Annotated in this window: 20 protein-coding genes; all 20 read right to left on the bottom strand. The window is 39.5% G+C overall.

The genetic code is table 11. The annotated features are described in order from the left end of the window. Nucleotides 1–51: 51 nt before the first annotated feature. Nucleotides 52–1,071, bottom strand: a complete 1,020-nt coding sequence (locus M3183_RS05340; protein ID WP_251467278.1) for a 2,3-butanediol dehydrogenase — start codon at nt 1,069–1,071, stop codon at nt 52–54. Between the two features lie 159 nt (nt 1,072–1,230). Beyond that, nucleotides 1,231–3,210, bottom strand: a complete 1,980-nt coding sequence (locus tag M3183_RS05335) for an NAD(P)/FAD-dependent oxidoreductase (RefSeq protein WP_251467275.1) — start codon at nt 3,208–3,210, stop codon at nt 1,231–1,233. Between the two features lie 106 nt (nt 3,211–3,316). After that, nucleotides 3,317–4,399: a TRAP transporter substrate-binding protein gene (locus tag M3183_RS05330; protein WP_251467272.1), complete on the bottom strand. Its 1,083-nt coding sequence runs from the start codon at nt 4,397–4,399 to the stop codon at nt 3,317–3,319. Nucleotides 4,400–4,696: 297 nt separating this feature from the next. Then, a complete protein-coding gene (locus M3183_RS05325) occupies nt 4,697–5,971 on the bottom strand; it encodes a TRAP transporter large permease (RefSeq protein ID WP_251467270.1) in 1,275 nt (424 codons plus the stop codon). 17 nt (nt 5,972–5,988) lie between these two features. Continuing rightward, nucleotides 5,989–6,525, bottom strand: a complete 537-nt coding sequence (locus M3183_RS05320) for a TRAP transporter small permease (protein WP_251467267.1) — start codon at nt 6,523–6,525, stop codon at nt 5,989–5,991. Between the two features lie 183 nt (nt 6,526–6,708). Further along, complete coding sequence (locus tag M3183_RS05315; protein ID WP_251467454.1) at nt 6,709–7,953, bottom strand: dihydrolipoamide acetyltransferase family protein; 1,245 nt, start codon at nt 7,951–7,953, stop codon at nt 6,709–6,711. 57 nt (nt 7,954–8,010) lie between these two features. Continuing rightward, nucleotides 8,011–9,051, bottom strand: a complete 1,041-nt coding sequence (locus M3183_RS05310) for an alpha-ketoacid dehydrogenase subunit beta (RefSeq protein ID WP_251467265.1) — start codon at nt 9,049–9,051, stop codon at nt 8,011–8,013. A 184-nt stretch (nt 9,052–9,235) separates the two neighbouring features. Continuing rightward, nucleotides 9,236–10,237, bottom strand: a complete 1,002-nt coding sequence (locus M3183_RS05305; protein ID WP_251467262.1) for a thiamine pyrophosphate-dependent dehydrogenase E1 component subunit alpha — start codon at nt 10,235–10,237, stop codon at nt 9,236–9,238. Between the two features lie 57 nt (nt 10,238–10,294). Then, nucleotides 10,295–11,776, bottom strand: coding sequence for an aromatic ring-hydroxylating oxygenase subunit alpha (locus tag M3183_RS05300; RefSeq protein WP_251467259.1), 1,482 nt, complete (start codon nt 11,774–11,776; stop codon nt 10,295–10,297). Between the two features lie 205 nt (nt 11,777–11,981). Then, a complete protein-coding gene (gene dctP, locus M3183_RS05295; protein WP_251467256.1) occupies nt 11,982–13,058 on the bottom strand; it encodes a TRAP transporter substrate-binding protein DctP in 1,077 nt (358 codons plus the stop codon). A 151-nt stretch (nt 13,059–13,209) separates the two neighbouring features. Further along, nucleotides 13,210–13,875 (bottom strand): 3-oxoacid CoA-transferase subunit B, encoded by a 666-nt coding sequence (locus M3183_RS05290; RefSeq protein ID WP_251467253.1) that lies wholly within the window; start codon nt 13,873–13,875, stop codon nt 13,210–13,212. Then, on the bottom strand, nt 13,875–14,543 hold the full coding sequence (locus M3183_RS05285; RefSeq protein WP_251467250.1) for a 3-oxoacid CoA-transferase subunit A: 669 nt from the start codon (nt 14,541–14,543) through the stop codon (nt 13,875–13,877). The genes M3183_RS05290 and M3183_RS05285 overlap by 1 nt, the downstream gene beginning before the upstream one ends. A 26-nt stretch (nt 14,544–14,569) precedes the next feature. Beyond that, entirely contained in the window at nt 14,570–14,971 is a 402-nt protein-coding gene (locus tag M3183_RS05280; protein WP_251467248.1) for a Zn-ribbon domain-containing OB-fold protein, read from the bottom strand. Between the two features lies 1 nt (nt 14,972). Next, nucleotides 14,973–16,112 (bottom strand): acetyl-CoA acetyltransferase, encoded by a 1,140-nt coding sequence (locus tag M3183_RS05275; protein ID WP_251467245.1) that lies wholly within the window; start codon nt 16,110–16,112, stop codon nt 14,973–14,975. A 319-nt stretch (nt 16,113–16,431) separates the two neighbouring features. Then, nucleotides 16,432–17,859 (bottom strand): acetate--CoA ligase family protein, encoded by a 1,428-nt coding sequence (locus M3183_RS05270; RefSeq protein ID WP_251467242.1) that lies wholly within the window; start codon nt 17,857–17,859, stop codon nt 16,432–16,434. After that, entirely contained in the window at nt 17,856–18,599 is a 744-nt protein-coding gene (locus M3183_RS05265) for an acetate--CoA ligase family protein (protein WP_251467238.1), read from the bottom strand. The genes M3183_RS05270 and M3183_RS05265 overlap by 4 nt, the downstream gene beginning before the upstream one ends. Nucleotides 18,600–18,832: 233 nt before the next feature. Further along, on the bottom strand, nt 18,833–19,615 hold the full coding sequence (locus tag M3183_RS05260) for an IclR family transcriptional regulator (protein WP_251467235.1): 783 nt from the start codon (nt 19,613–19,615) through the stop codon (nt 18,833–18,835). A 171-nt stretch (nt 19,616–19,786) separates the two neighbouring features. After that, a complete protein-coding gene (locus tag M3183_RS05255; protein ID WP_251467232.1) occupies nt 19,787–20,599 on the bottom strand; it encodes an enoyl-CoA hydratase/isomerase family protein in 813 nt (270 codons plus the stop codon). Beyond that, a complete protein-coding gene (locus M3183_RS05250; RefSeq protein ID WP_251467229.1) occupies nt 20,596–21,687 on the bottom strand; it encodes an acyl-CoA dehydrogenase family protein in 1,092 nt (363 codons plus the stop codon). The genes M3183_RS05255 and M3183_RS05250 overlap by 4 nt, the downstream gene beginning before the upstream one ends. After that, nucleotides 21,687–22,838, bottom strand: coding sequence for an acyl-CoA dehydrogenase family protein (locus M3183_RS05245; protein ID WP_251467227.1), 1,152 nt, complete (start codon nt 22,836–22,838; stop codon nt 21,687–21,689). Before M3183_RS05245 ends, M3183_RS05250 begins: the two co-directional genes overlap by 1 nt. Between the last annotated feature and the right edge of the window lie 17 nt (nt 22,839–22,855).

The raw sequence follows: 22,855 nt of genomic DNA, 5'->3' as shown, positions 1-22,855 counted from the left end.
AAAAATGGCGAGGTCCAGTCAGTTTTAAGTAAGATTTATAGAATCATATATTTACAATTCCGGGGAAACCAATACTTTCCCTTCCTCACCGGCAAGCAGTTTTTTATAACCCAGCTCTACAATATCGTCTAAACGGATAGTACTTGTAATAACCGGATCGACTACAATAGAACCTTTCACTAATAAACCCATAACTTTTGGAAACATATGATGGTTCCCTCTGGTTGTTTTAATGGTTTTTACCCCTTTTTGTTGAAAAAATGGGCTATAGGTTACATAATCTGCAAACACGCTGACAATCATTAATTCTCCTTTTGGCCTTACACTATCTAGAGCAGCTAGGAAAGATTCTTCAGCCCCTGCCGCATCGAAAGCAATATCAACACCATCACCGGTTAATTCTTGAACTTTTTTTACCGGGTCTTCTTTCGTTGGATCAAAGACATAATCTGCTCCCATTTCCCAGGCAAGCTGTCGTCTCTTTTCATGGATTTCAAAAACGATAATTTGACTGGCACCTGCTGCTTTTGCACATTGGGTCACAAGCAGACCCATAGGGCCGGCACCGAATACGGCTACCTTGTCACCAATTTTCAAATTACTGTTTTTAACAGATTGCATAGCAACAGCTGTTGGCTCAATAACTGCTGCTACTTCATCGCTTATTTGATCTGGGAGCTGAAATACTTTATCTTCCCTGACAACAACATATTCAGCGAATCCCCCTGGATGTTGGAGACCGTATGCTTCAAGTTGTTGACATGCATAGTATTCTCCCTCTCTACAATAAATGCATTCACCGCATCCCCAAAAATTTTCCACAATGACACGATCTCCAACATTACATTGAGTAACCCCTGCTCCTGTCTCAACAATCTCTCCTGTAAATTCGTGGCCCGATATTATTGGTGCTCTGGCCCCTATCTTTTTTTCACCACGGTATACATGTAAATCAGTGCCGCAAATACATGCATATTTGACCTTCACCTTGACTGTACCTGGTTGTACTTTAGGTTCTTCTACATTTTCCACCTTTACATTTTGGGGGCCGTAATAAACACTCGCTTTCATACTAAATCCTCCCTAAACCATTAATCTGATAGATTAATCCCCGCTATTTCCCAGAAAAGTTAATCTAAAGTAAGAGCTTTTTAGGAAATAGCGGGTTTACTATTATCTCAGCGTTCCGCTGACTGGTTAATGCTTTTATTCCAAGTACTACAACGATTTTTAATTAATAGTCAATCCAGCAATAAATCCAGTGTGAACAGCCTCACCAGTCAGGCCCTTACCTGTAGAGTCCCCGACATTAACAGCATTGCTATATTTATCACAAATTTTATTGGCCAGCACACTTTCTCCTTTTCTTCCAAATGCAGCAACAACGGTATCAGCCTCTATTTCAAACTCTTCACCTGAAGATACCTGTACCTTGACACCTTTTTCAGTAAACTCCGTGACTTTGTGATTAGTTAAAACCGTAATATCAACTTCTTCCATTTTAAAAATTAATGGATTACGGTTTTCTACAATTAAATCATGGGCAATCGCATCACCCATTTCTACAATAATCACTTCTTTCCCTTTTCGACCAAGCTCCAATGCAAATTCAGATCCAATCCGCCCGCCGCCGGCAATCACAATTTTATCCCCTTGAACCAGTTCCGGATGAATATGTGCCTGCGTCACTTCAATAACATTTGCTCGGTTAATCCCTTTAATATCAGGAATGACTGGTTTTGCACCAAGTGCTACAATAATGTGATCTGCCTCCGCCAGCACAGGGGAATTTTCGTTTATTTCTGTATTCAGACAAACATTTACGCCTAACTTTTTCAGTTGGATTTGTTGATGCGTAATAAATTTCTTTAACCTATGCTTAAATGAAACCCCGGATGCAATATTTATTTGGCCGCCAAGCGTGTTGCTTTTTTCGTAAATAGTTACATTATGCCCGCGTAAAGCTGCTACTCGTGCCGCTTCCATACCTGCAGGGCCCCCGCCAATGACCACAACATTTTTAGCTGTATCAACAGTATTTTCAAGATGATTAACATCTACTTTGATATCCGGGTAATGTAATTTAAAATTAGTGACCGGATTAATGGCACAAGTAATTCCTTTACCAAGCTGTACATACCCATCACAATATTCATTACAGAATAAACATGGTTTGATGTCTTCCTCATGGTTGTTTAGAAGCTTATTTGGCAAATCAGGATCAGCAATTAACGGCCGTCCCATTTGTACAAAATCAATTTTTCCTTCCTCCAATAGTTTTTCAGCCGTCTCTGGAGTATGGGTTCCCGCATTAATGACAGGAATATTTACATGTTTTTTAATTTCTGCCGCGGCATGTGCCATACTAGACATTCCGTGAACCGGAGTAGGAACGATCCACTGTTTACGTTCATAGGCACCTAGGTCAATGTCCAATGCATCAAACCCAATTTTCTCCAAGTATTGGCAGATTTCAATCGTTTCTTCTATTTCTCTGCCTCCAGGGAAATCATGGTATCCAGCCAAACGAATGGTAATTGGGTAATCCGGGCCAACAACATTCCGTATCGCTTCATAAGCCTCTTTTACAAAGCGCATTCTATTTTCAAAGCTTCCGCCATATTGATCTGTACGCTTATTCCAAAGTGGTGTCATAAATTGATCCAACATATATCCAGCATGAGCATGGATTTGAAGCATATCTACATTGGCTGCCACTGCGCGTTTAGCGGTTCTTTCATAGCATCCAACCAAATAATGGATCTCCTCCACTGTTAATGCACGGCAAATATGATTTGGATCACGATGAGAAGGAACCGCAGAAGCCGATACCATCTGACCTTCGTCACCAAACAGAAATCCATTTCTTCCCAAACCAATGCTCAATTGCATCCCCATTTTAGCGCCATGGGCATGTATTCTATCTGCAAGGATAGCCCAGCCTTCTCCTTGTGCATCTGTGTCTGCAATGGTCTTATTACGAATCCAAGGGTCGGTTTTATTCGTAATATACTGAGATTCAACTATAACCATTCCGACTCCGCCCTTTGCCCGGTTTTCGTAATATTCGAGTTGAATGTCATTAAGTGAACCATCAGGATTATCCAAAAAGCTTCCCATCGGAGACATCGTTAGTCTATTCCTTAGATTTAGACCGTTAATTTTGGCAGGCTCAAAAAGTTTCGCATATTTTGTTGTTGTTGTTTGCATATCAACATCTCCCTATTATTAAAATTGTTTCAACTGTCCGATTTGCGGTTGAATCATAAAAGTATCGACTATCGATATCAGGTACCACGTATAATTCAAAAAAAAATTACTTCCTTACTTTGGCTACTTCTTCCTTAAACTGCTCTAGGACATCTTTAAATTGGTCATCTTGTTTTGCAAGGAACTGTTTTTCAAATTTATCAAAGAATTTTTGCCATTCGGCACGTTCTTCTTTAGTGACATCATGTAAAGGTACATCACCATCTTTAATCCATCTTTCTTCCCTATCGAACGTGTCCTTATCCCAAGCCTTTGACCCGTTGGCAGCTACATACTTACCAGCTTCCAGCAAAGCATCCTGAATATCTTTAGGCAGCGTTTTCCATAATTTCTCACTTATAATAAAGCCGGTTGTTCCTGCTGAAAACCCAAGGTTTCTGCTTCCCCAGTTACTTAATTCCCTTATTCCGTGGGCTACATCTGATGCTGCATAATGATGAAGTACATCAACTGCTCCCTTGTCATATGCTTCATACGTTTCCGTTGCCGGTATACCAACAGGGGTTCCACCTGCCATTTTAATAATTTCTGATAATGTTCCTGCACTTGTCCTAACCCTATGGCCTTTTAGGTCAGAAGGAACATTGATTTCTACTCCTTTGGAATAAAAGTTAAATGTTGGAGTTGTAACGGCTAACAATGGCCTTACCCCATGACTTAAAAACTCATCAATCATAGGACTTTTTTGAGAGACGGCATTAAACGCCATTGAACCTTCGTAGGCATTTTGAAATAATCCAGGCAAAGCAGTTACTTTATTTGCAAGTGATAGTTCACTAGGAAATACACTTGCAGAAAACATCCCAATATCTGCTACTCCATCTGCTGTCAAAGTTAGATAATCCGCCATTTGCCCTAATTGTTGTGAGGGGTACCATTCAAATTTCAGTCTTCCATTCGTCAATTCTGTTGCTTTATCCATAAATGCTTTGTAAATATAGACAGAATCAGGGTCTTCCGGTACAGATACAGTAGCCACCTTAAATGTATAGGTCTTTTCACCGCTGCCATTATTACCTTCTTTCGATTGACTGCCTGCCTCTTTGGTGTTTGAAGAACTGCAACCTGTAAACAATAAAAGGATTGCAATAATACAGGTTATTAGGAATGAAGACTTTTTACCTTCCAAATTTACTCCCCCTTATATAAATACAAAAACATAATGTATCTTTCTAAATGCACTTTAACTTGAAAACTCTAGCAATTTATAAATCATCCATATAAACTTTCTTTTCACCATTCTAATTGGTTAGAGTTAAACATTTATTTTGACTCTAATTCTGCAGGATACAATTGAACTAAACTTCTATATTTTTATAAAATTCTTATACTATCACTCCCAAATAATGAAAGTTTACATGGAAATTATTAGACTATCATATGCTAGCTTTTTAAAATTATGTTTCTTTCATTCGGTAAAGAATCTTCACATAAGCGATGGCAGATATAAAGCAATTTGTGGGAAAATACATAAAATTAAAATACTTAATAACAATACTCCGATAAATGGAATGGACCCTACAAAAACTTTTTGTACAGATATTCCCGTATGCTGGCTGGTAATATATAAATTAATGCCAACAGGCGGAGTCACTAACCCAATTTCAAGTACTAAGACAACAATGATACCGAACCATACCGGGTCATATCCGAGACTTGTAATTAATGGGAATACCAGTGGGAGAGTGATTAACATTGATGCCATCAGGTCCATAAATAAACCAAGAATTAAGTATAATAAGATCACAAGCAATAAGACGGTCCATCCAGGAAATCCGCTTCCTTGGATGTAGTTTAAGATATCGACTCCAATTCTTGATAGAGTAATAAAATAGGAGAAGATATATGAACCAATAATGATGATGAAAATCATGCCAGTTTGCCTGATGGTTTCCAAAAGTGAGTCCACAATCTCCTTAAAAGAAAGCCTTTTGGTCATCAAACCGATAGCGAGGGCGCCTGCTGCACCAAAAGCGGCCGATTCAGTAGGAGTTGCGATTCCAAAATAGATGATTGATATGACGAATAGTACTAAAATGGCTGCTGGCCAAACCGTTTTTAAGGAGCTAAACCTATCTTTCCAAGGGTATTTTTCTGTCATGCTTTTCTGTTTAGCCCCCACAATCACAACAGCAGTAATTAACAAAAAAGCGATTAACAACCCCGGAATAATACCTGCCATCAAAAGTTTACCAATTGAAGTTTCCGTTTGAATTCCATATAACACCAATGGAATGCTGGGTGGAATCATTACGGCCAATGTTCCTGTACATGTTGCTACCAAACCTGCCGCAAACGATTCTGAATAACGTGATTGCACCATTTTTGGAACAGCGATTTGCGACATAACGGAAGTGGCAGCGAGACTAGACCCGGAAAGTGCTCCAAAGCCTGCACTTCCAAAGATTGTTGAAATTCCTGCACCACCGGGAAAATGTCCAAACCATTTCAATATACTGTCAAAAAGATCATCTGCAATTCTACTTTTGGAAATAAAATGAGCCATTAAAATAAACAAGGGGACTGCACTAAAAGTAAAGTTATTCACACTTCGATACGCAGTTGTTGAAAGATAACTCTGTACGATATCGAACCCAGAAATTAAATATAATCCGATAGAGCCTGTAATTAATAAAACAAATCCGATTGGCATTCCAAGTAGAATCAGCCCGATTAATATAACGATACATAGTGCAACCATTCTTTCATCACCTCTTTTTAGTTTGCAAAATTACTTGTTTCTTGCAGTATTTCACTTTCTTGTTGTACACTTTTGTCATTAATCATATTGATAGAATCGACAAATAATCTAAGGGAAAATAACAAAATCCCTATAGAAACCATTATTAAAGCAGGCCATAAAGGATATTTAAGGAGACTTGCACTTCTTGTATCCGCTGCTATATATTTCAATGCTTGATGATAGTTGTTAATCCCCAGCATAAGATAAATAAATAATGCACATAAATTAGATAATAACCGGGTAATCTTTTTCATCATTTTTGGAAACCTTCGTTCTATTAAATCAACATTTACATGGCCTTTATGTTTTTGTGTATAACTTATCGCAAAATAGACGATAATGGGCAGCAAATATTCTCCTGTAAACTCAAGTGTTCCTACAATCGGAGAATTAAAAAATGTCCTTAGCACGACATCCAAAAAGATCCACATCATCATTAGAAAAAGGATGGCTGCAGATATATAACCGAAAAAGTTATCTAATTTATCCATCCATCTATTGATCCTAACCATATTCCAACCACCTTTCTTAATTTGATTATCTTTATAAAGAAACCGCTTTCAACGTTATTTTGAAATAGCTTCTTATAAAGATAACTTCTGGGGATTTTAGAAAGAGTATAATAAGTTTCCAAGACAGTGATCACCTCAAGCCAAGGAAACTTATTATTTTTAATCTCTAAATTCATAGGCTCTTTATAAGAGTAAATGAATAGGTTCTTCCAGGTAATTCTTTACCGTTCGGAGAAATTCAGCTGCCGGAGCCCCATCTACCACTTGGTGGTTAAATGTTAGACTTAAAGGCAGAAGGGTTCGTTTCTGAATGGCTTCCCCTACAAATATAGGGGTATCCTGTGCAGTTCCTACACCTAGAATGCCTGTTTCTGGCGGATTAAGAATCGGAGTGAAATATTCTACTCCATAGCCCCCTAGATTACTAATGGTAAAAGTTGAACCTTTCATCTGTTCGGAGGTTAATTTTTTCGATTTTGCAAGCTGGCCGAGTTCTTTAATAGAGTGAGAGAGTTCTAAGAGTGATTTGGATTCTGCTTGATGAATAACTGGAACCACCAGCCCATTTTCCACATCTGCTGCGATTCCAAGATGGATATTGTGGTAAACGTGAATTTCATCTTCCATTAACGCACTATTCATCTGTTCATGTTCTATAAGGGATAGAACAACTGCCCGAGCGATGAAATCTGTTACTGTCAGTTTGCCATGAAGACGATTTTGCACATGCTCTGCTGTTTGTTTTTTCAAAGATAGAAGTTCGGTAATATCAGCTTTAACATGATGGGTTAACTGGGCGCTTTGTTGAAGACTTTGCTGCATCCGGGCAGCAATCACCTTGCGCATTCCAATTAATGGAGTCTTTTTTGAAGATGCCGCCGAAGTCTGCTCTTGTTTCGTTTCAGGTTCAGCTGGTTTTACTGTAACCGTTACACTTGCAGCTGCTGCTTTTTCTTGTATTACTTTTTCAACGTCCTCTTTTGTAATCCTCCCGTTTGGTCCAGTCCCCGCAATGGCTTGCAAATCGAGATTCGCCTCAACTGCCATTTTACGAGCAACAGGACTAATCTTTATTTTAGCCGCTTGGTTTTCGGGCTGATTAACAGCCTTTCTTTCTACCTTAGCTTCAGCAAACGTTTGGAGAGCTGCTGCTGCTTCTTGCGAATGGTTCCCATTGCCCGTATTTTCTCCAGGCATTCCTATGTACGCCAGTACGGAATGGCAGGCAACAGACTCTCCTTCTGAAGTAACAATATTCAGGAGCACTCCATCTTCAGGAGAATCCAATTCACAAACTTCTTTATCAGAACTGACCTCAACAATCGCTTCTCCCTTTTTTACCGATTCCCCAACTTCCTTCATCCAATGTAAAACAGTCCCCTCTTGCATGGTGAGACTTAGCTTTGGCATCTCAATGATTACTGCCATCATGATTCTCCCTTCAATATAATACAGTAAGGTGGTTGATCCACCTTACTGAGCTATTTAAACTGGTATAATGGATTCGTCGTTTACAACTTCAGCTACAGCCCTAATAATGTTCTCAGCTGATGGAGTGTATAAATCCTCTAACGGTTTTGAGAATGGCACAGGTGTATGTGGTGCATTTACCCGTTTTATCGGAGCATCCAGGTTATCAAAGGCTTTTTCCTGTACGATAGCTGCAATATCAGCTGCTGCACTGCATCTAGGGTTTGATTCATCTACAATAACCAGCCTGTTCGTTTTCTCGACCGATGCTAAAATAGTATCCTCATCCAGTGGAGAAAGGGTACGAGGATCAACCACTTCTGCATCAATCCCCTTAGCTGCAAGCTGTTCTGCTGCTTGAAGTGCTCTTTGAACCATATTTCCGATAGCAACTATTGTCACATCACTTCCAGCCCGTTTGATTTCTGCCTTTCCTAAAGGAATTGTATAATACCCCTCCGGAACCTCTCCCTTTAAGCCGTAAAGGGAAATACTTTCGAAAAAGATGACTGGATCATTATCTTCAACCGCGGCAAGAAGCAGCCCTTTTGCATCATAAGGAGAAGATGGGACTACCACTTTAAGTCCTGGAACGCTTGTTACCATTGAATATAATGTTTGTGAATGCTGTGCACCTGCACCATAACCTGCCCCAAATGGCATGCGTACAACAAGCGGTACATTTGCTTTTCCGCCATACATATAACGAAATTTTGCTGCCTGATTCATTACTGCGTCCAGGCAATAGCCGAGGAAATCATTGAACATGACTTCAACGATGGGCCGTAATCCAGTAATGGCAGCCCCTACCCCTGTTCCAACAATTGTGTTTTCAGAAATCGGGGTGTCCAATACCCGTTCCCGGCCGAATTCAACGGAACAGCCTTTGGTTACACGGAATGCACCGCCAACTGCTTCGATATTTTGCTCTTCCAAATGGGGCAGACCAGTACCTCCTACAACATCTTCCCCCATCACAATAACTCTTTCATCAGCCCTCATGGCAAGTTTAATCGCTTCATTAAGTGCTTGAACAGTAGTAATTTGTCTGCTCATTTCTTCAACTCCTATTCTTAGGGGAGGGTTAGACAATATGGCAATAAGAAACAGCCCCCTTATCATCTACCCCTTTTTAAGTTTAAAAAATGATTTTATCGAGCTGGGTTTTAATTTCCTGTTGATCTCCCCTACAATCAACAGTGACCTATCACACAGCCTTTTATTAAGAAAATATCAATAATTAATAAGATACATACACATCTGTATAAAGCTCTTTTGCATCAGGGTATGGACTATTAATCGCAAATTGAAGAGCTTTTTCCACTGTATCTTCTATAGATTGGTCAATCTCTGACATCTCTTTGTCGCTCAGCAGCTGATGTTTAGTAACATATGATTTAAATTTTTTGATACACTCCTCATCTGTTAAATGTAGCTGCTTTTCCTCTTCTGTTTTGTATATTTGCGGGTCTGAAATTCCATGACCTTGAATTCTGAATGTCTCGCATTCAATTAAACTTGGACCTTCTCCATTTCGTGCCCTCTCAATAGCCTCGCCGACTGTTTGATATACCTCAACTACATCATTTCCATTAATTGTTTTCCCTGGTATATTGTAGCCTGCAGCACGATCAGAAATTTTGGTGGCTGCTGTTGCATAACCGTTCCAAGTGTACTCCCCATATTTATTATTTTCACAAACGAAGACTACTGGTAATTTCCAAATTGCTGCAAGATTAAGTGCTTCATGGAAAACTCCCTGATTGTTCGCGCCATCGCCAAAGAACGCTACCGTAACCGCACCACTCTTCGTCAATTTTGCAGTTAGGCCTGCACCGCATGCAATCGGCAGACCTCCGCCGACCACACCATTTGCGCCGATATTCCCTTTCGTTAAATCAGCTAAATGGAGAGAACCGCCTTTTCCTTTATCACAGCCTGTAGCTTTTCCCGCCATTTCAGCCATCAATGTATTTAAATCTCCGCCTTTTGCAATGCTGTGGCCATGGCCCCTGTGAGTACTTGTAATATAGTCCTTTTCATTTAAATGAGCACAAGTACCAACGGCAACTGCCTCCTGACCGTCAGATGTATGTGCAAAAGGTCCTAAAGATCCGTTTCTCGTACCCTTTATCACAGCTTCCTCAAATTTGCGGATTTCTACCATTTTTCTATATATCCATCTTGTTTTTTCAGCTGATAGAATATTTGCTTGAGTTTGCTGAGTTTGAGTATTACTCATTTTCTAACCTCCAGAACGACTTTTATAAGTCTGAAATATTCTTAACTATAAAGTTAGTTACTTTAAATCTTTCATATATAAATCGTATTCAGCAAAGAACTGCTGGATTCTGCGTTCTTGCTCACTGAGACGAAGAACCCCATTCAATCCTTTCGATTTAATTCCTCTGTGTACCTGGCCGATTTGCTGTAAGTCCTGATCTAGCAAAAACCCTACTTCAGAGTTTTCGACAGTTGTATGCTTTAACTCTGGGCGGAAATTCCCGCTGATATCTTGATTAGGATCAACACCATAGGTGAACTCTAAGAAGAACGGCCGTCTTTTCTCCGTATTCATTTTTCTACTTAAAATCGTGATATGATAATATGATTGATCCGGATCAGACTCATGTGGAATAAACCGTTGAATAAGGGCCACCTCTGCGTTAATGTTTAAGTTTAAGTTAGGAAAAACAGAACAGCTCCAAGTATCGATGATTTGGCTGTCAGATAGATTAGTATAATCCACTTGGAAAGGACTTAATCCCTGACGTTTTGCTTTTTGGCAAGCATCTCTTACATCATCAGCTTTCCCCGTGAACGTATCAGGATTAACCCCTGAATCTTCCATTAAACTGCGAAGCGCATCATTAATGGTTTCATGATCATCCTGCCTTTTACTTACCTTCCCTCTAGGTACAATCATTCGGCTGTGCCCATTCTTGTAAAAATCATATTGGCCAAAATGATCGTCCGTCGCTAAAACACCTTGAGGATGTGTTTGATGAAGATGGTACATTTCAGCAAATGCATCAAGATTCGTTTTCCAGTTTGCAGGTACAGTTACCTTGACATCTTTTACAATATGCCATTCTTCAAACTTGTAAGCATCCAATGCACGCCTTAATGCAGGATCCAGATATTCGTCAAATGGAACAGGATTTTCGGCCAAATTAATAAAAATAAAACCGCCCCAAATATGACAATGGATTTTGGATAAATTTAAATCATCACATAATAATTCTGGAGAAAATGTATTTCGATCTGTTACACGGGCAATATCTCCATCACATTTCCACATCCAGGAGTGATAACTACAGATAAAACTCTTTGCCCCTTTGCCGCATTCCTCGTGGACCAGCTGATTCCCTCTATGCTTACATACATTGTAAAAAGCTTTCACAGTATCTTTATCACTGCGTACAATCAAAATAGATTCCCTGCCGATATCAAACTTAAACCAATCACCTGGCTCAGCTACATCCGATGCACGGCCGGCAATAATCCAAGTTTTTGTCCATAACTTTTCCCATTCCTTTTCCATTGCATCATGACTGTAATATAGCTCTGTAGGAATCTTCCTATAGTGTGCGATATCTGGGTACAGTTCTTGCAAACGTTTCGGCGCCTTCGCGTCTAACGAGCCTGGTGCAGCATTTGGTTCCACAAGAAAATCCTCTGGATCAGCCAGCACAGGGTTAATCTGCCGGTTTGTTTTGCGAAGATCATCGAGCATACTTGCAAAATTAGATGGATTTGACTTACTTGTCTTAGTACTCATTTCCATTACTTCCTTTCAAAAATATGATTATTATTTATTCAGACCCCTAGGAGCCCTGCTAACAACAATGGCCGTTTTTCCTATAAAAGATATAAATCTGTTTAAAAATTTCGTGACCTTCTAGTAAATAAACAAAATACAGACTCTTAAAAGGAGAAGAGATGTTTATCCATAGAAAGCCCTTTCATGTTTATCAAACTAAAATTTATTGTTTACGGACTTTTTCTACTTCTTCTCTGAACATCTTAATCACCTTATTTACATCCTCGCTGTTTTTCTTCTTTAAATAATATTCAGTAAAATCATCATAATATTTTTGCCACTGTTCTTTTTCACTTTCTGTTGGTTCGTATAGGTCTACATCACCATTTTTAACCCAGCGGTCTTCTCTTGCTTTTACATCATCTTCGTATGCTTTAGAACCGTTTGCGGCGATATAATCTCCTGCTTCCATAAACGCCTTTTGAATATCTTCAGGAAGCCCGTCAAATAACTTTGCATTCATCATCAATCCCGTTGTTCCCCCAGAAAAATTAAGATTACGAGTTCCATAATTACTTACCTCTCTATAACCGCCGGAAGTATCAGATGAAGCAAAGCCATGAAGACCATCTACTGCTCCTTTTTCATACGCCTCGTACATATCGGCTGATGGAATAGCAACTGGAATTCCACCTGCAAACTCTACCATTTCTGCATGTAAGCCGCCGCTGGTCCGAAGTTTAACTCCTTTTAAATCCTTTGGAGTCTTAATTTTAATATTTTTTGTATAGACATTATATGGAGCTGTTGTGATCGCCACTAATGGTCTTACACCATGGCTTAAGAAGTCTGTATCAAGCATAGGACTTTGCCGGGTTAAATTATTATACGCAATGGACCCTTCCCGTGCATTCTTATAGATTCCTGGAATACCAGTCACTGTATTCCCCAAAGGCATTTCATTTGGAAATACGCTGACAGCAAACATGGCGATGTCAACTGCTCCATCCGCAGTCATGTCAATATAATCAACAATGCTTCCTAATTGCTGTGCAGGGTACCAATCAAATTGAACTTTACCATCCGTTAACTCTGTTACTTTATCCATAAACCCCTTATAAATTAATTGGGAGTCCTGGTCTGGTTCAGCACTGGCAGTGGCAACTTTAAAAGTGTACTTCTTTTTTCCATCATCCTTTGGCTGGCTTCCAGTCTTTTCTGTGTTAGATCCACATCCAGCTATAATTAAGAGCAGGACCATAAGATAGCTAAATATGATGGGAAATTTTATTCCTTTCAACTTGGTTCCTCCTTTTTATTATCAAACTATGGTTAATCTTCTGATTATTTATGCTGGTATCTGCCTATTCTAGTTGATAATAAAGAATAAAACCTCCCAACTCCTTTCTAGTCCTGATTTCCCTCTTAAGAAAATTCCTACTATTATATAGTTAAATTGACATCTCCTTTAATTCATTGGAAACAATCAATCTAGCTTCGGTAACCTTTTGTACATCCTCTGCATTTAATCCTGGCGCAACCTCTTTTAGAACTAATCCTTCTGAAGTAACATCAATAATCGCCATGTCTGTATATATTCGGTCTACACAGCGAAGAGCAGTTACAGGATAGTCAAGCTCCTTCACAATTTTAAAGCCGCCATCTTTGCTCGTATGAGTCATCGCAATAAAAAGTTTTCTACTTCCTAATGCGATATCCATTGCTCCGCCAATACTGCCAAGCTCAGCGCCTTTCACCTTCCAATTTGCCAAATCTCCTTTTTCAGATACCTGCATACCGCCCATAACAGCAATATCAATATGCCTGCCTCTTAACATGGCAAAAGAATCTGCATGATGACAGAAACTTCCTCCAGGGACAAGAGTAACCGGCTGTTTTGAAGCGTTTACCAAATCTGGATCTTCTTCACCCGGTTTAGCCACGGATCCCATCCCCAAGACCCCTTGCTCACTTTGATAAATAATTTCAGCATCATTTGAAACATAATTGCTGACTAACACCGGAATCCCAATTCCCAGATTTACAATAGCGCCGTCATGAAGATCCTGTGCAATCCGCTCTGCAACCTGCTCCCGAGTTAATAATGTTTTCTCCATTACAATCCCCCCTTTTTGACGATACGATGTACAAATATTCCCGGGGTAACAATGGTTTCAGGATCCAGTTCGCCTAACTCGACAATTTCATCGACCTCTACAATGGTTATTTTGGCTGCTGTGGCCATAATTGGATTGAAATTTCTTCCTGATTTATTGTAAATAAGGTTTCCCCAACGATCTGCCTTTTTGGCTTTAATCAAAGCAACATCAGCCTTTATTGCCTTTTCAAGGACACATGGTGTACCATCAAATTCCCTTTCTTCTTTACCGGCAGCAATTTCTGTCCCCACACCAGTCGGCGTATAAAAGCCCTCAATTCCAGCACCTCCTGCCCGGATTCTTTCCGCTAAAGTCCCTTGAGGAACTAATTCAAGCTCGATTTTTCCTTCTTTATATTTTTCTTTAAAAATATAACTTTCCTTCATTAAAGGAAAAGAACAGATAATTTTTGAAATCCGATCATCCATGATCAACTTAGCTAAACCCTTTTCATAGTATCCACAATTATTACTTACAGCCGTAATATTTTTGGCACCTTGGCGCGATAAGGCTGAGATTAATTCATTTGCAACACCTGCACCTCCAAAACCGCCAAATAAAATCGTACTGCCATCCGTTATATCCTTTACTGCATCATCAACGGAATTAACTATTTTATTAATCATCTAGCAGCCTCCTTGAAATTCCATTCCTATACCGGTCTAAACTGCACCAAATTATACTCACCGAAGCTCTCACTAAAATCGACCTGCACCTTCATTCCAATTTTCACATCTTCTATTTCTGCACCGACCAAATTTGTTAACATTCTAGGGCCTTCATCCAATTCAACCATTGCAACAATAAATGGAACCTTTTCTTTAAAGTCAGGATTAAAAACCTTCTGCACTTCTGAAAAGCTATATAGAGTTCCTTTCCCTTTAGATGTGGTCCATTCTACATCCGATAAACAGTTTTTGCAGACAATACGAGGATAAAATTGATGGGTATTACAAGTTGGGCAATATTGAATAAGTAATTCACGCCGTTTTGTCGCTTCCCAAAACGGACGAGTATCACTGTCAATCGTATTTAAAACATCTTCAACCAGCATATTAATCCCTCCCAAGAATAACCGTACATGAGGACGAAAGAACGCCTCCCATTCCGTTACATAATGCTGTTCTAGCATTTTTAACCTGCCGTTCCCCGCATTCTCCGCGCAATTGGCGAACTCCTTCAATGAGAAGAAAAATCCCAAACAGACCAGGGTGACAATATGAGAGCCCTCCACCGCTTGTATTCAGGGGAAATGTTCCGCCAGGAGCAATCCGTTGGTTTTCTACAAATCTTCCGCCTTCCCCTTTTTCACAAAAACCTAAATCCTCCAGCTGAAGAATGACGGTAATGGTAAATGAATCATAAACCTGAACCACATCTATCTCATCCGGCCTTAACCCCGCCATTGCAAATGCCCTTTCACCTGACTCTCTTGCTCCTGTTATAGTAAGATCCGGCATCTCGCTAATATTTAAGTGTGTATGAGTTTCTCCCGTCCCGAGCACCCATATTGGCTTTGTTCGGCATTCCTTCGCTTTCCTATCTGATACAATAACGATTGCGCCCCCGCCATCCGTTACTAAGCAGCAATCCAATGCATGGAGAGGACTGCTGATTAAAGGAGAGTTTAGAACATCTTCTACTGCCAGCTCTCCCTTTGCATAGGCCTTTGGATTTAAGTTTGCCCATTTCCGGGCAGCAACGGCTACTTCAGCAAGCTGTTCTGGTTTGGTTCCATATAGTTCCATATGTCTTTGCGCCGCTAATGCATAGCCGCCTACTGGGAAAGGCATCCCATATGGCGCCTCAAAGGGGTTTACAGCGATACTGCTGCCAGGACGCACCCGTTTACTTCGTTGATTACTTCCATATGTAATAAGGGCGACATCAAATAATCCTGCATAAATACCTGCAACTGCATGTTCAATATGGGCTTCAAATGAAGATCCTCCTAGACTGGTAGAATCAGAATATTTTGGTGTGATTCCTAGATATTCTGCTATAGTCATAGTTTGCAGGTAAGCATATGGACCTGCAGAGAAGATCGCTTCTACCTCTTGTTTTTCAATTCCCGCCTCTCGGAGTGCCGCGCGAGCTGCCATTGCTTGCAATTGAAGTGGATTTTTGTCCCCCACTTTTCCTAATTCCGACTCAGCAACACCCACAATGGCCGCTTGCCTTGAAAGTTTCGACATGACTGACCCCCTTCTTCCACTTTAAAAATGACTGTGATTGTTTTCTTTTCATTTTACCGATTAACGGTTTTATATATCGTTAGTATATAAATACATGATAATATACTTTTTTGCGAATTTCAATATTTTTAACTAAATATTGAGAAAATTTAAAATAGAGTATTTTTATCTTATTTAATGAGGATGCAAAACTATGATGAATGGAACATACATTAAACCATGTTCATTTTATATAAGGGGTAAAATTTACCTTATAGAGCTGCTTTGGTTAAATCTCCGGTCAGAATGATAATTTTATTAAGTAAAATTCAACAAATGATTAAAAAACACCTTCTATTAGCAGGTCTTTCTTCTTAAGATAATAATTTGTAACATAGTTTAGGACATTGATTGCCCTCTCCGGACTTGAGAAGATCGGTATTTGATTCTTTCTCAGTAAGTGAAAGGCATTGGATGCTAGAGTTTCAGAAATAAGCCAAGTTACAATTAAACTCTTAGAGCTGCTTTTCGATATTTCAATAATATCTTGAGCAACAATGGATGCAATAGGTTCACCGACAGTAGTCAACATGAGGACTATAGAATCAATTGCAGGATCTTCCATCAGAACTTCCATTGATTGACGGAACATTTTGGGATTATTAATGATATTTGCTGTCGTGTCAAAAGGATTTTGCACAACACCATAGTCGGGAATAATTTGATTTAGTTTAACCTGAGTCTCTGAAGAAAAAGCTGGCACATTTAGACCATGTTGAATACATGAATCCGCAATAATCGTACAGCAGCCTCCTGAAGTTGAGACAACGCCTACATTTTTATCTCGGATATCCTTCATTGACAAGATCACATTCGCAACATCAAACATTTCTTCCAAATTATCAACTGCAATAACTCCATATTGTTTAAAAACGGCTTCGTAGATTTGATGGTCTCCAGCTAAGCTTCCGGTATGCGACTTTACAGACCTTTTCCCCAAGGATGTTCGTCCATTTTTATAGATAATAACAGGTTTTTCATTTAGAAAGGCCCTTTTCAAAGCATTTATAAATTTTTGACCGTCTTTTAATCCTTCTAAATAAACACAAATGACCTCCGTATTTTTATCATCAGCTAAAAAAGCAATATAATCAGCGGAATCCAGGTCTGCTTCATTTCCAGAGCTAATATAATGACTGGTTCCTATTCCCTCTGACCAAACCCTGCTTAACAATCCGCCCCCAATTGCACCGCTTTGGCTGACAAATGCTATTTTTCCATTTTGAGGTATTTTCGGGGTTTCCATTGACATACTAAAACTGCCATAAAAGTTTTGATGCGTATTGACAATACCAATGGCGTTCGGTCCACAGATATACAGGTCTAATTCTCTTGCTTTTTTAAGAAGCTTTTCCTGAAGTACCTCTCCTTCCCTCCCAAGTTCAGCAAAACCGGATGAAAATATCGATATGACTTTTATCCCTTTTGCAGCACATTCTTCCATCGTAGAAAAAATCAGTTGAACAGGAAGTACAACTAACGCCAAATCCACTTCTTTCGGAATGTCCTTTATGGATCGATAACAGGTTATCCCCTGTACTTGTTCCTCTTTAGGGTTAACCGGATAAATTTCATATGGATATTCATGTTTTAAAATATAAGACAACAGCCTTCCGCCGGTCTTCTTTATATTATTTGACGCTCCAATTACAGCAATCGACTTAGGATAAAGCAATTTATTAACCGCTTTCATTCTACTGCAATTCATTGCTGCACCACTCCTTTCTCATTCATTTTCATTGGTGCCATGATGATTCTGGCATCAACAACCACTGCCCCCTTGCCTTCTTCATAAAGGAAAACAGGATTTAAATCGATTTCACTTATTTCTGGATACTCTAGCGCTAACCTTTCCACTTGAAAAATAATAGTTTTTAAGGCATCAATATCACGCGGTTTTGCCCCGCGGTAATCTCCGAGTAAACGGCTGCCTTTAATCTCTGAAATCATTTCATCTACATCCTTCTCCCGTAAAGGCGACACCCTAAGTGCTGCATCCTTCATCACTTCCACCCATACCCCGCCGAGCCCAAAGAGAATGGCCGGCCCAAATATAGGATCCCGTTTCATCCCAATGATAACCTCTGTGCCAGGCTCAGCCATTTTCTGCACTGATACTTGAACCTGATGATTAGCAGGAAGGTACTGACAAGTATTTTTAACGATTTCACGAAAACCTTTCCTAACCTCATTAGAATTCTTTATTCCGAGCAGGACACCATTGGCATCACTTTTATGAGAGATTTTAAAAGAATGGACCTTTAATACAACTGGGTATCCAATTACCTCTGCTAAATAAACTGCCTCATCCTCTGATCCTGCCAATCCTTGCTCCGGTATATTCATTCCGATGCTTTCAAAAATTTTCTTTGAGAAGACTTCAGGAATAGCAAGGCTTTTGTTTGCTCTTGTCAATTGTATAATCTGATTAATTTCCTCAATTCTCATTTCTTCACCCCACGGTTACACTTATAATATATTTAGTTCATAACATTATCGATTTACGGTAACTAAAATCATAATACGATATTTATAATTATAGTAACACATATATAAATTAACTGTAAATTATTTTTTGAAAATTTTAATTATTCCATTTACAAAACATCAAAAAAAGAAACGATCTCGTAAAATCGTTTCTTTTTTTGATGTTTTTGGGATAGGATTTCTGTAATCGAAATTTAATTAAAGGTTTTAAGGGATTGTGTAATTTTACCAGATCCTTCTTTTAACAACTCAATTAACATTTCCTTATCGTATTCTTCAAATCGTGGCGAAGGTATAGCTATAGAAAGTCCAGCCAAGATTTCATTAAATGGGTTAAAAATAGGAGTGCTTACAGATACGGCTCCTTTTACTCGTTCCCCAAAACTAAAAGCATACCCCTGCTGCCTAATTTTCATCAGCTCTTGGTATAACGATTCTTTTGATATAATGGTTTGCTCTGTGATTTTACCCAGATCGGTTTCTTCTACATATTTTTCTAACTCATCAGGGGATAAATACGCTAATAAAATCTTTGCAGACGCCCCTGCATATAAAGGAGATTCTTGTCCGACAAAGGTAAGCGTTTGCAGTTCGTATTTACTTTTTAGATAGCCAATACATTTGCGCAGATTATCTTCAATTACATTCAAGCTGACACTTTCTCCTGTTTTTTCCCGGATTTCTTCCATTATAGGAGTAGCAATCGATAATAAACTTGAATTTTTTTCAACAAGGCTGCCAAGAAATAATAACTCTAATCCCAGCTGATATTTTTTTGTTTCCTCATTTTTTTGTAGTATCCCTTCAAACACAAGTGTGGATAATATTCGTTGTAAACTAGCCTTCGATAAGCCTGTTCTGTTATGTAATTCTGTTAACGTGAGCATCTTATTTTCAAGTGAAAATGCTCTAAGTATTTGTATGGATCGATGAATGGTCTGCATGGAATAATTTTTTCGGAAATTCTCCTCATTCATGACATTCCCTCCTTGTGTAGATCTGCTGCTTCACGATGATTCTTAAAGGTTATAGTTCAACTCTAGAGTACCATATATATTGAAATTAACAAGAATTTCTATGGTCCGATAAAAAGAATCCAAGTAAAAGAGCGCCTAATGATAAGGCAGCTCTTCATACTTCCTTTTCAGTTAACGGAAATTCGGTTTTCTCTTTTCAATAACTGCTTTTATTCCCTCATGATAATCTTCCAGTTCCGTGACAATGCCCAGTGAAGATGAAATCATATCTAAAGCGGATCGTAAATTCATTTCCTGCCCTTGATAAACTGCTCTTTTTGTAAGGCGGATCGCTGTTTGAGGACCATTTGCTAATTTTTCTACATATTGATTCACAAATTGATCCAATTGATCATCTTCCACCACATGAGTAACGAGCCCCAATTCTTTTGCTTCCTGAGCGGTTAATACGTTCCCGGTCCAAAGCAGTTCTAAGGCCTTATCGACACCAATCAGTTTTGGTAAAAAGTAGGCTCCCCCATCCCCAGGCACTAACCCTGCTTTTAAGTAGCTTTCAGATATTCTTGTACTTTCCGCAGCAATTCGGATATCACAAGCTAAACTCATATCAAATCCAGCACCAATAGCAAATCCATGCAGGATAGCAATAACCGGCTGATCAATTTCCTGTAAAATCAAGGGTACTCTTTGAACCTTTTTCCATATTGCATTTTTTCTTGCCAGGGCAGTGGAGGTTAAATCCTCGGTGCCATCGGAATGTATAAACCCCAGCCCATTTTCCATAGATTTCAAATCACCGCCCGAGCAGAACCCCCGCCCGTTTCCTGAAATAATGAGAACTCGAATCTCCTCTGAATCACGAACCTCTTCTAGTGCCTTGATCCACAAATCAATCATTTCTACACTAAATGCATTTAATCTTTCTGGTCTGTTAAGAGTTATTCTTGCAATATTGTTTTCAACGGAAAATAACAAATCACTCATTTGATTTCCACCTTTTCTTCATTAATAACTTCTGTGACTAATGACCAGAGTTGATTTTGCTGTAGTTTCAGCAAATCCTTCGCTATGATTTTCTCCCAATCCGTTTCCGTACCAAATTCATCTCTCCATGCCCAAAGTCTTCTTGTACTGTGGTGTAATGTATGTTCATAGGTAAAACCGATAGCTGCTAGTACTTGGTGGGCAATGGGGCTTGCCTTTCCGGCTGCCTCGTTGACACGAATTTTAGCTAAAGCAATTTCTTTATTACCAGAAGCCTTTTGAAAAGCTGCAACTGCACAATTTGCGGCCATATTCGCTGCCGCTGTTTCCCCTGCTAAAAGTGCTAAATGATGCTGAACAGCTTGGAAGCGATTGATTGGGCGGCCAAATTGAGAGCGCTCTGATGCATAGTTAACCGTCAGTTCAAAAATATTTTCTAATGCTCCCGCCATCATAATGGCTCGTGTGAGTGCACCACCATAATAGATTTTGTCTGCCATTTGATTGGAATTTACGGAGAATATTTTACAGTCATCCATCAAAACTTGATTAAATACCACTTCATCCCTAGCTTCACCAGCTAGATTATGACCTTTTACAATATTGGCATGTTTTAAGTTAATGAGTGCTAAGATTGAACCTTCTTCCGCTTCTCCTTGAATAAGAAGTTTTTCAGCAAATCTTGCCCATGGAACATTCTTGACCTTGCCCATTACGATCCATCCTGAATCTTCTTTCACGAATTGAAGCGGGTTCGAATTGTTTGAATAAGAAATTGTCATGATTTCCGTTGTAACATACTCACCTAATTCACTTAATAGCCAGTTGGCAAGAAAGGTCTCTGCAAGTGGAACCGGCGCTGAATACTTCCCTGCTAAACGTAAAATACTGAAGGCATCCGCATAATCCCCGTCGCTGCCGCCCAATTCCTCAGGGATGGCAACCGATGTCATTCCATATTCCACTAGAACATTCCATAATTCTGCTGCCCATTGTCCTTGTTCCGCCTCATTCACCACTTCTTTTGTGGAAAACTTCTCCATAATCTTTATCGTTGAGTCAATAATCATCTCTTGCATTTCGCTCATTATTGCATTACCCCCTTTGCCACAATTCCTCGAAGTATTTCTGTTGTACCACCGCGCAGTGTAAAGCCTGGTGAATGGAGAATAGATTCGGCCATTAGTCTTTCTAATTGCGAGCCGGATTGAATGGATGGTACAACCGATACAAGCAGCCTGGCCGTTTCAGCAATTTCCTGTTCAAACTTCGTCCCTATATCTTTCACTAAAGAAGCAATGATATTAGAGGGCACACCCTGCTCTAATATTTGGGCAATTCCAAGCGACATGTTTCGTAAAGTCCATAACCTGGAGACTAATCGACTTACTTTAGCCAGTCCTTCCTCATCTTCATCTTCTATTAATCTATTTGTAAGTTCATTAAGCAGCGGATATGTACTTAAAAAACGCTCAGGTCCGCTTCTTTCATAAGCCAGTTCAGTCATTCCCTGTGCCCAGCCATTCCCAACTTCACCTATCACCATTTCATCGGGGACAAAAACATCCTCAAAGAAGACCTCATTAAAGTGATGTTCCCCTGTCATTAAATGAATCGGCCGTATGGTAACACCTTTAGATGTTAAATCTACTGCCAGCTGGCTCATGCCCGCATGACGATTATTTGAATCTTGCGGGCATGTACGGCAAAGCGTGATCATATAATCAGCATAATGTGCCCCGCTCGTCCAGGTTTTGCTTCCATTTAGCACCCAGCCTTTTTCTACCTTGACCGCTCTTGTTTTAATAGCAGCCAAGTCCGAGCCCGCATCTGGTTCGCTAAGACCAATGGAAAAAGCACATTCGCCTTTTGCTATTCTAGGCAGAAAAAAATTTTTTTGTTCCTCTGTTCCAAATTTCAAAAATAATGGTCCGGATTGCCGATCTGCAATCCAATGACGGGCAACAGGTGCCCCGGCTGCTAATAATTCCTCCGTTACTACATATCTTTCAATTGCTGAACGACCGCCGCCGCCGTATCGAACAGGCCATGTCATACCAATCCAGCCGCGGCTTCCTAATTTTTTAGAAAATTCTAGAGATACAGCACTTAGCCAACAGTCACTTTTCGGTATAAATGCTCCCTTCTCTTTTTCTTCTTTGATAAATTGCCTTACTTCTCTTCGGAGAATCTCGGTTTCTTTTGGAAGTTCCACAACAGGAATTTTTAATGTCTTCATAACTGTTCACCTCTTTT

This window comes from Neobacillus mesonae (genome assembly GCF_023715155.1).
Classification (GTDB): Bacteria; Bacillota; Bacilli; order Bacillales; family Cytobacillaceae; genus Neobacillus; species Neobacillus mesonae_A.
The sequence above is the reverse complement of the archived record's forward strand: the minus strand, read 5'-3'. Positions and strand labels throughout refer to the sequence as shown.

Excerpts from the sequence above, each read along its gene's own strand:
- M3183_RS05340 (WP_251467278.1), bottom strand. The coding sequence starts at position 1,071 with ATGAAAGCGAGTGTTTATTACGGCCCCCAAAATGTAAAGGTGGAAAAT.
- M3183_RS05335 (WP_251467275.1), bottom strand. The coding sequence starts at position 3,210 with ATGCAAACAACAACAACAAAATATGCGAAACTTTTTGAGCCTGCCAAA.
- M3183_RS05325 (WP_251467270.1), bottom strand. The coding sequence starts at position 5,971 with ATGGTTGCACTATGTATCGTTATATTAATCGGGCTGATTCTACTTGGA.
- M3183_RS05320 (WP_251467267.1), bottom strand. The coding sequence starts at position 6,525 with ATGGTTAGGATCAATAGATGGATGGATAAATTAGATAACTTTTTCGGT.
- M3183_RS05315 (WP_251467454.1), bottom strand. The coding sequence starts at position 7,953 with ATGGCAGTAATCATTGAGATGCCAAAGCTAAGTCTCACCATGCAAGAG.
- M3183_RS05310 (WP_251467265.1), bottom strand. The coding sequence starts at position 9,051 with ATGAGCAGACAAATTACTACTGTTCAAGCACTTAATGAAGCGATTAAA.
- M3183_RS05305 (WP_251467262.1), bottom strand. The coding sequence starts at position 10,237 with ATGAGTAATACTCAAACTCAGCAAACTCAAGCAAATATTCTATCAGCT.
- M3183_RS05300 (WP_251467259.1), bottom strand. The coding sequence starts at position 11,776 with ATGAGTACTAAGACAAGTAAGTCAAATCCATCTAATTTTGCAAGTATG.
- M3183_RS05290 (WP_251467253.1), bottom strand. The coding sequence starts at position 13,875 with ATGGAGAAAACATTATTAACTCGGGAGCAGGTTGCAGAGCGGATTGCA.
- M3183_RS05285 (WP_251467250.1), bottom strand. The coding sequence starts at position 14,543 with ATGATTAATAAAATAGTTAATTCCGTTGATGATGCAGTAAAGGATATA.
- M3183_RS05280 (WP_251467248.1), bottom strand. The coding sequence starts at position 14,971 with ATGCTGGTTGAAGATGTTTTAAATACGATTGACAGTGATACTCGTCCG.
- M3183_RS05275 (WP_251467245.1), bottom strand. The coding sequence starts at position 16,112 with ATGTCGAAACTTTCAAGGCAAGCGGCCATTGTGGGTGTTGCTGAGTCG.
- M3183_RS05270 (WP_251467242.1), bottom strand. The coding sequence starts at position 17,859 with ATGAATTGCAGTAGAATGAAAGCGGTTAATAAATTGCTTTATCCTAAG.
- M3183_RS05265 (WP_251467238.1), bottom strand. The coding sequence starts at position 18,599 with ATGAGAATTGAGGAAATTAATCAGATTATACAATTGACAAGAGCAAAC.
- M3183_RS05260 (WP_251467235.1), bottom strand. The coding sequence starts at position 19,615 with ATGAATGAGGAGAATTTCCGAAAAAATTATTCCATGCAGACCATTCAT.
- M3183_RS05255 (WP_251467232.1), bottom strand. The coding sequence starts at position 20,599 with ATGAGTGATTTGTTATTTTCCGTTGAAAACAATATTGCAAGAATAACT.
- M3183_RS05250 (WP_251467229.1), bottom strand. The coding sequence starts at position 21,687 with ATGAGCGAAATGCAAGAGATGATTATTGACTCAACGATAAAGATTATG.
- M3183_RS05245 (WP_251467227.1), bottom strand. The coding sequence starts at position 22,838 with ATGAAGACATTAAAAATTCCTGTTGTGGAACTTCCAAAAGAAACCGAG.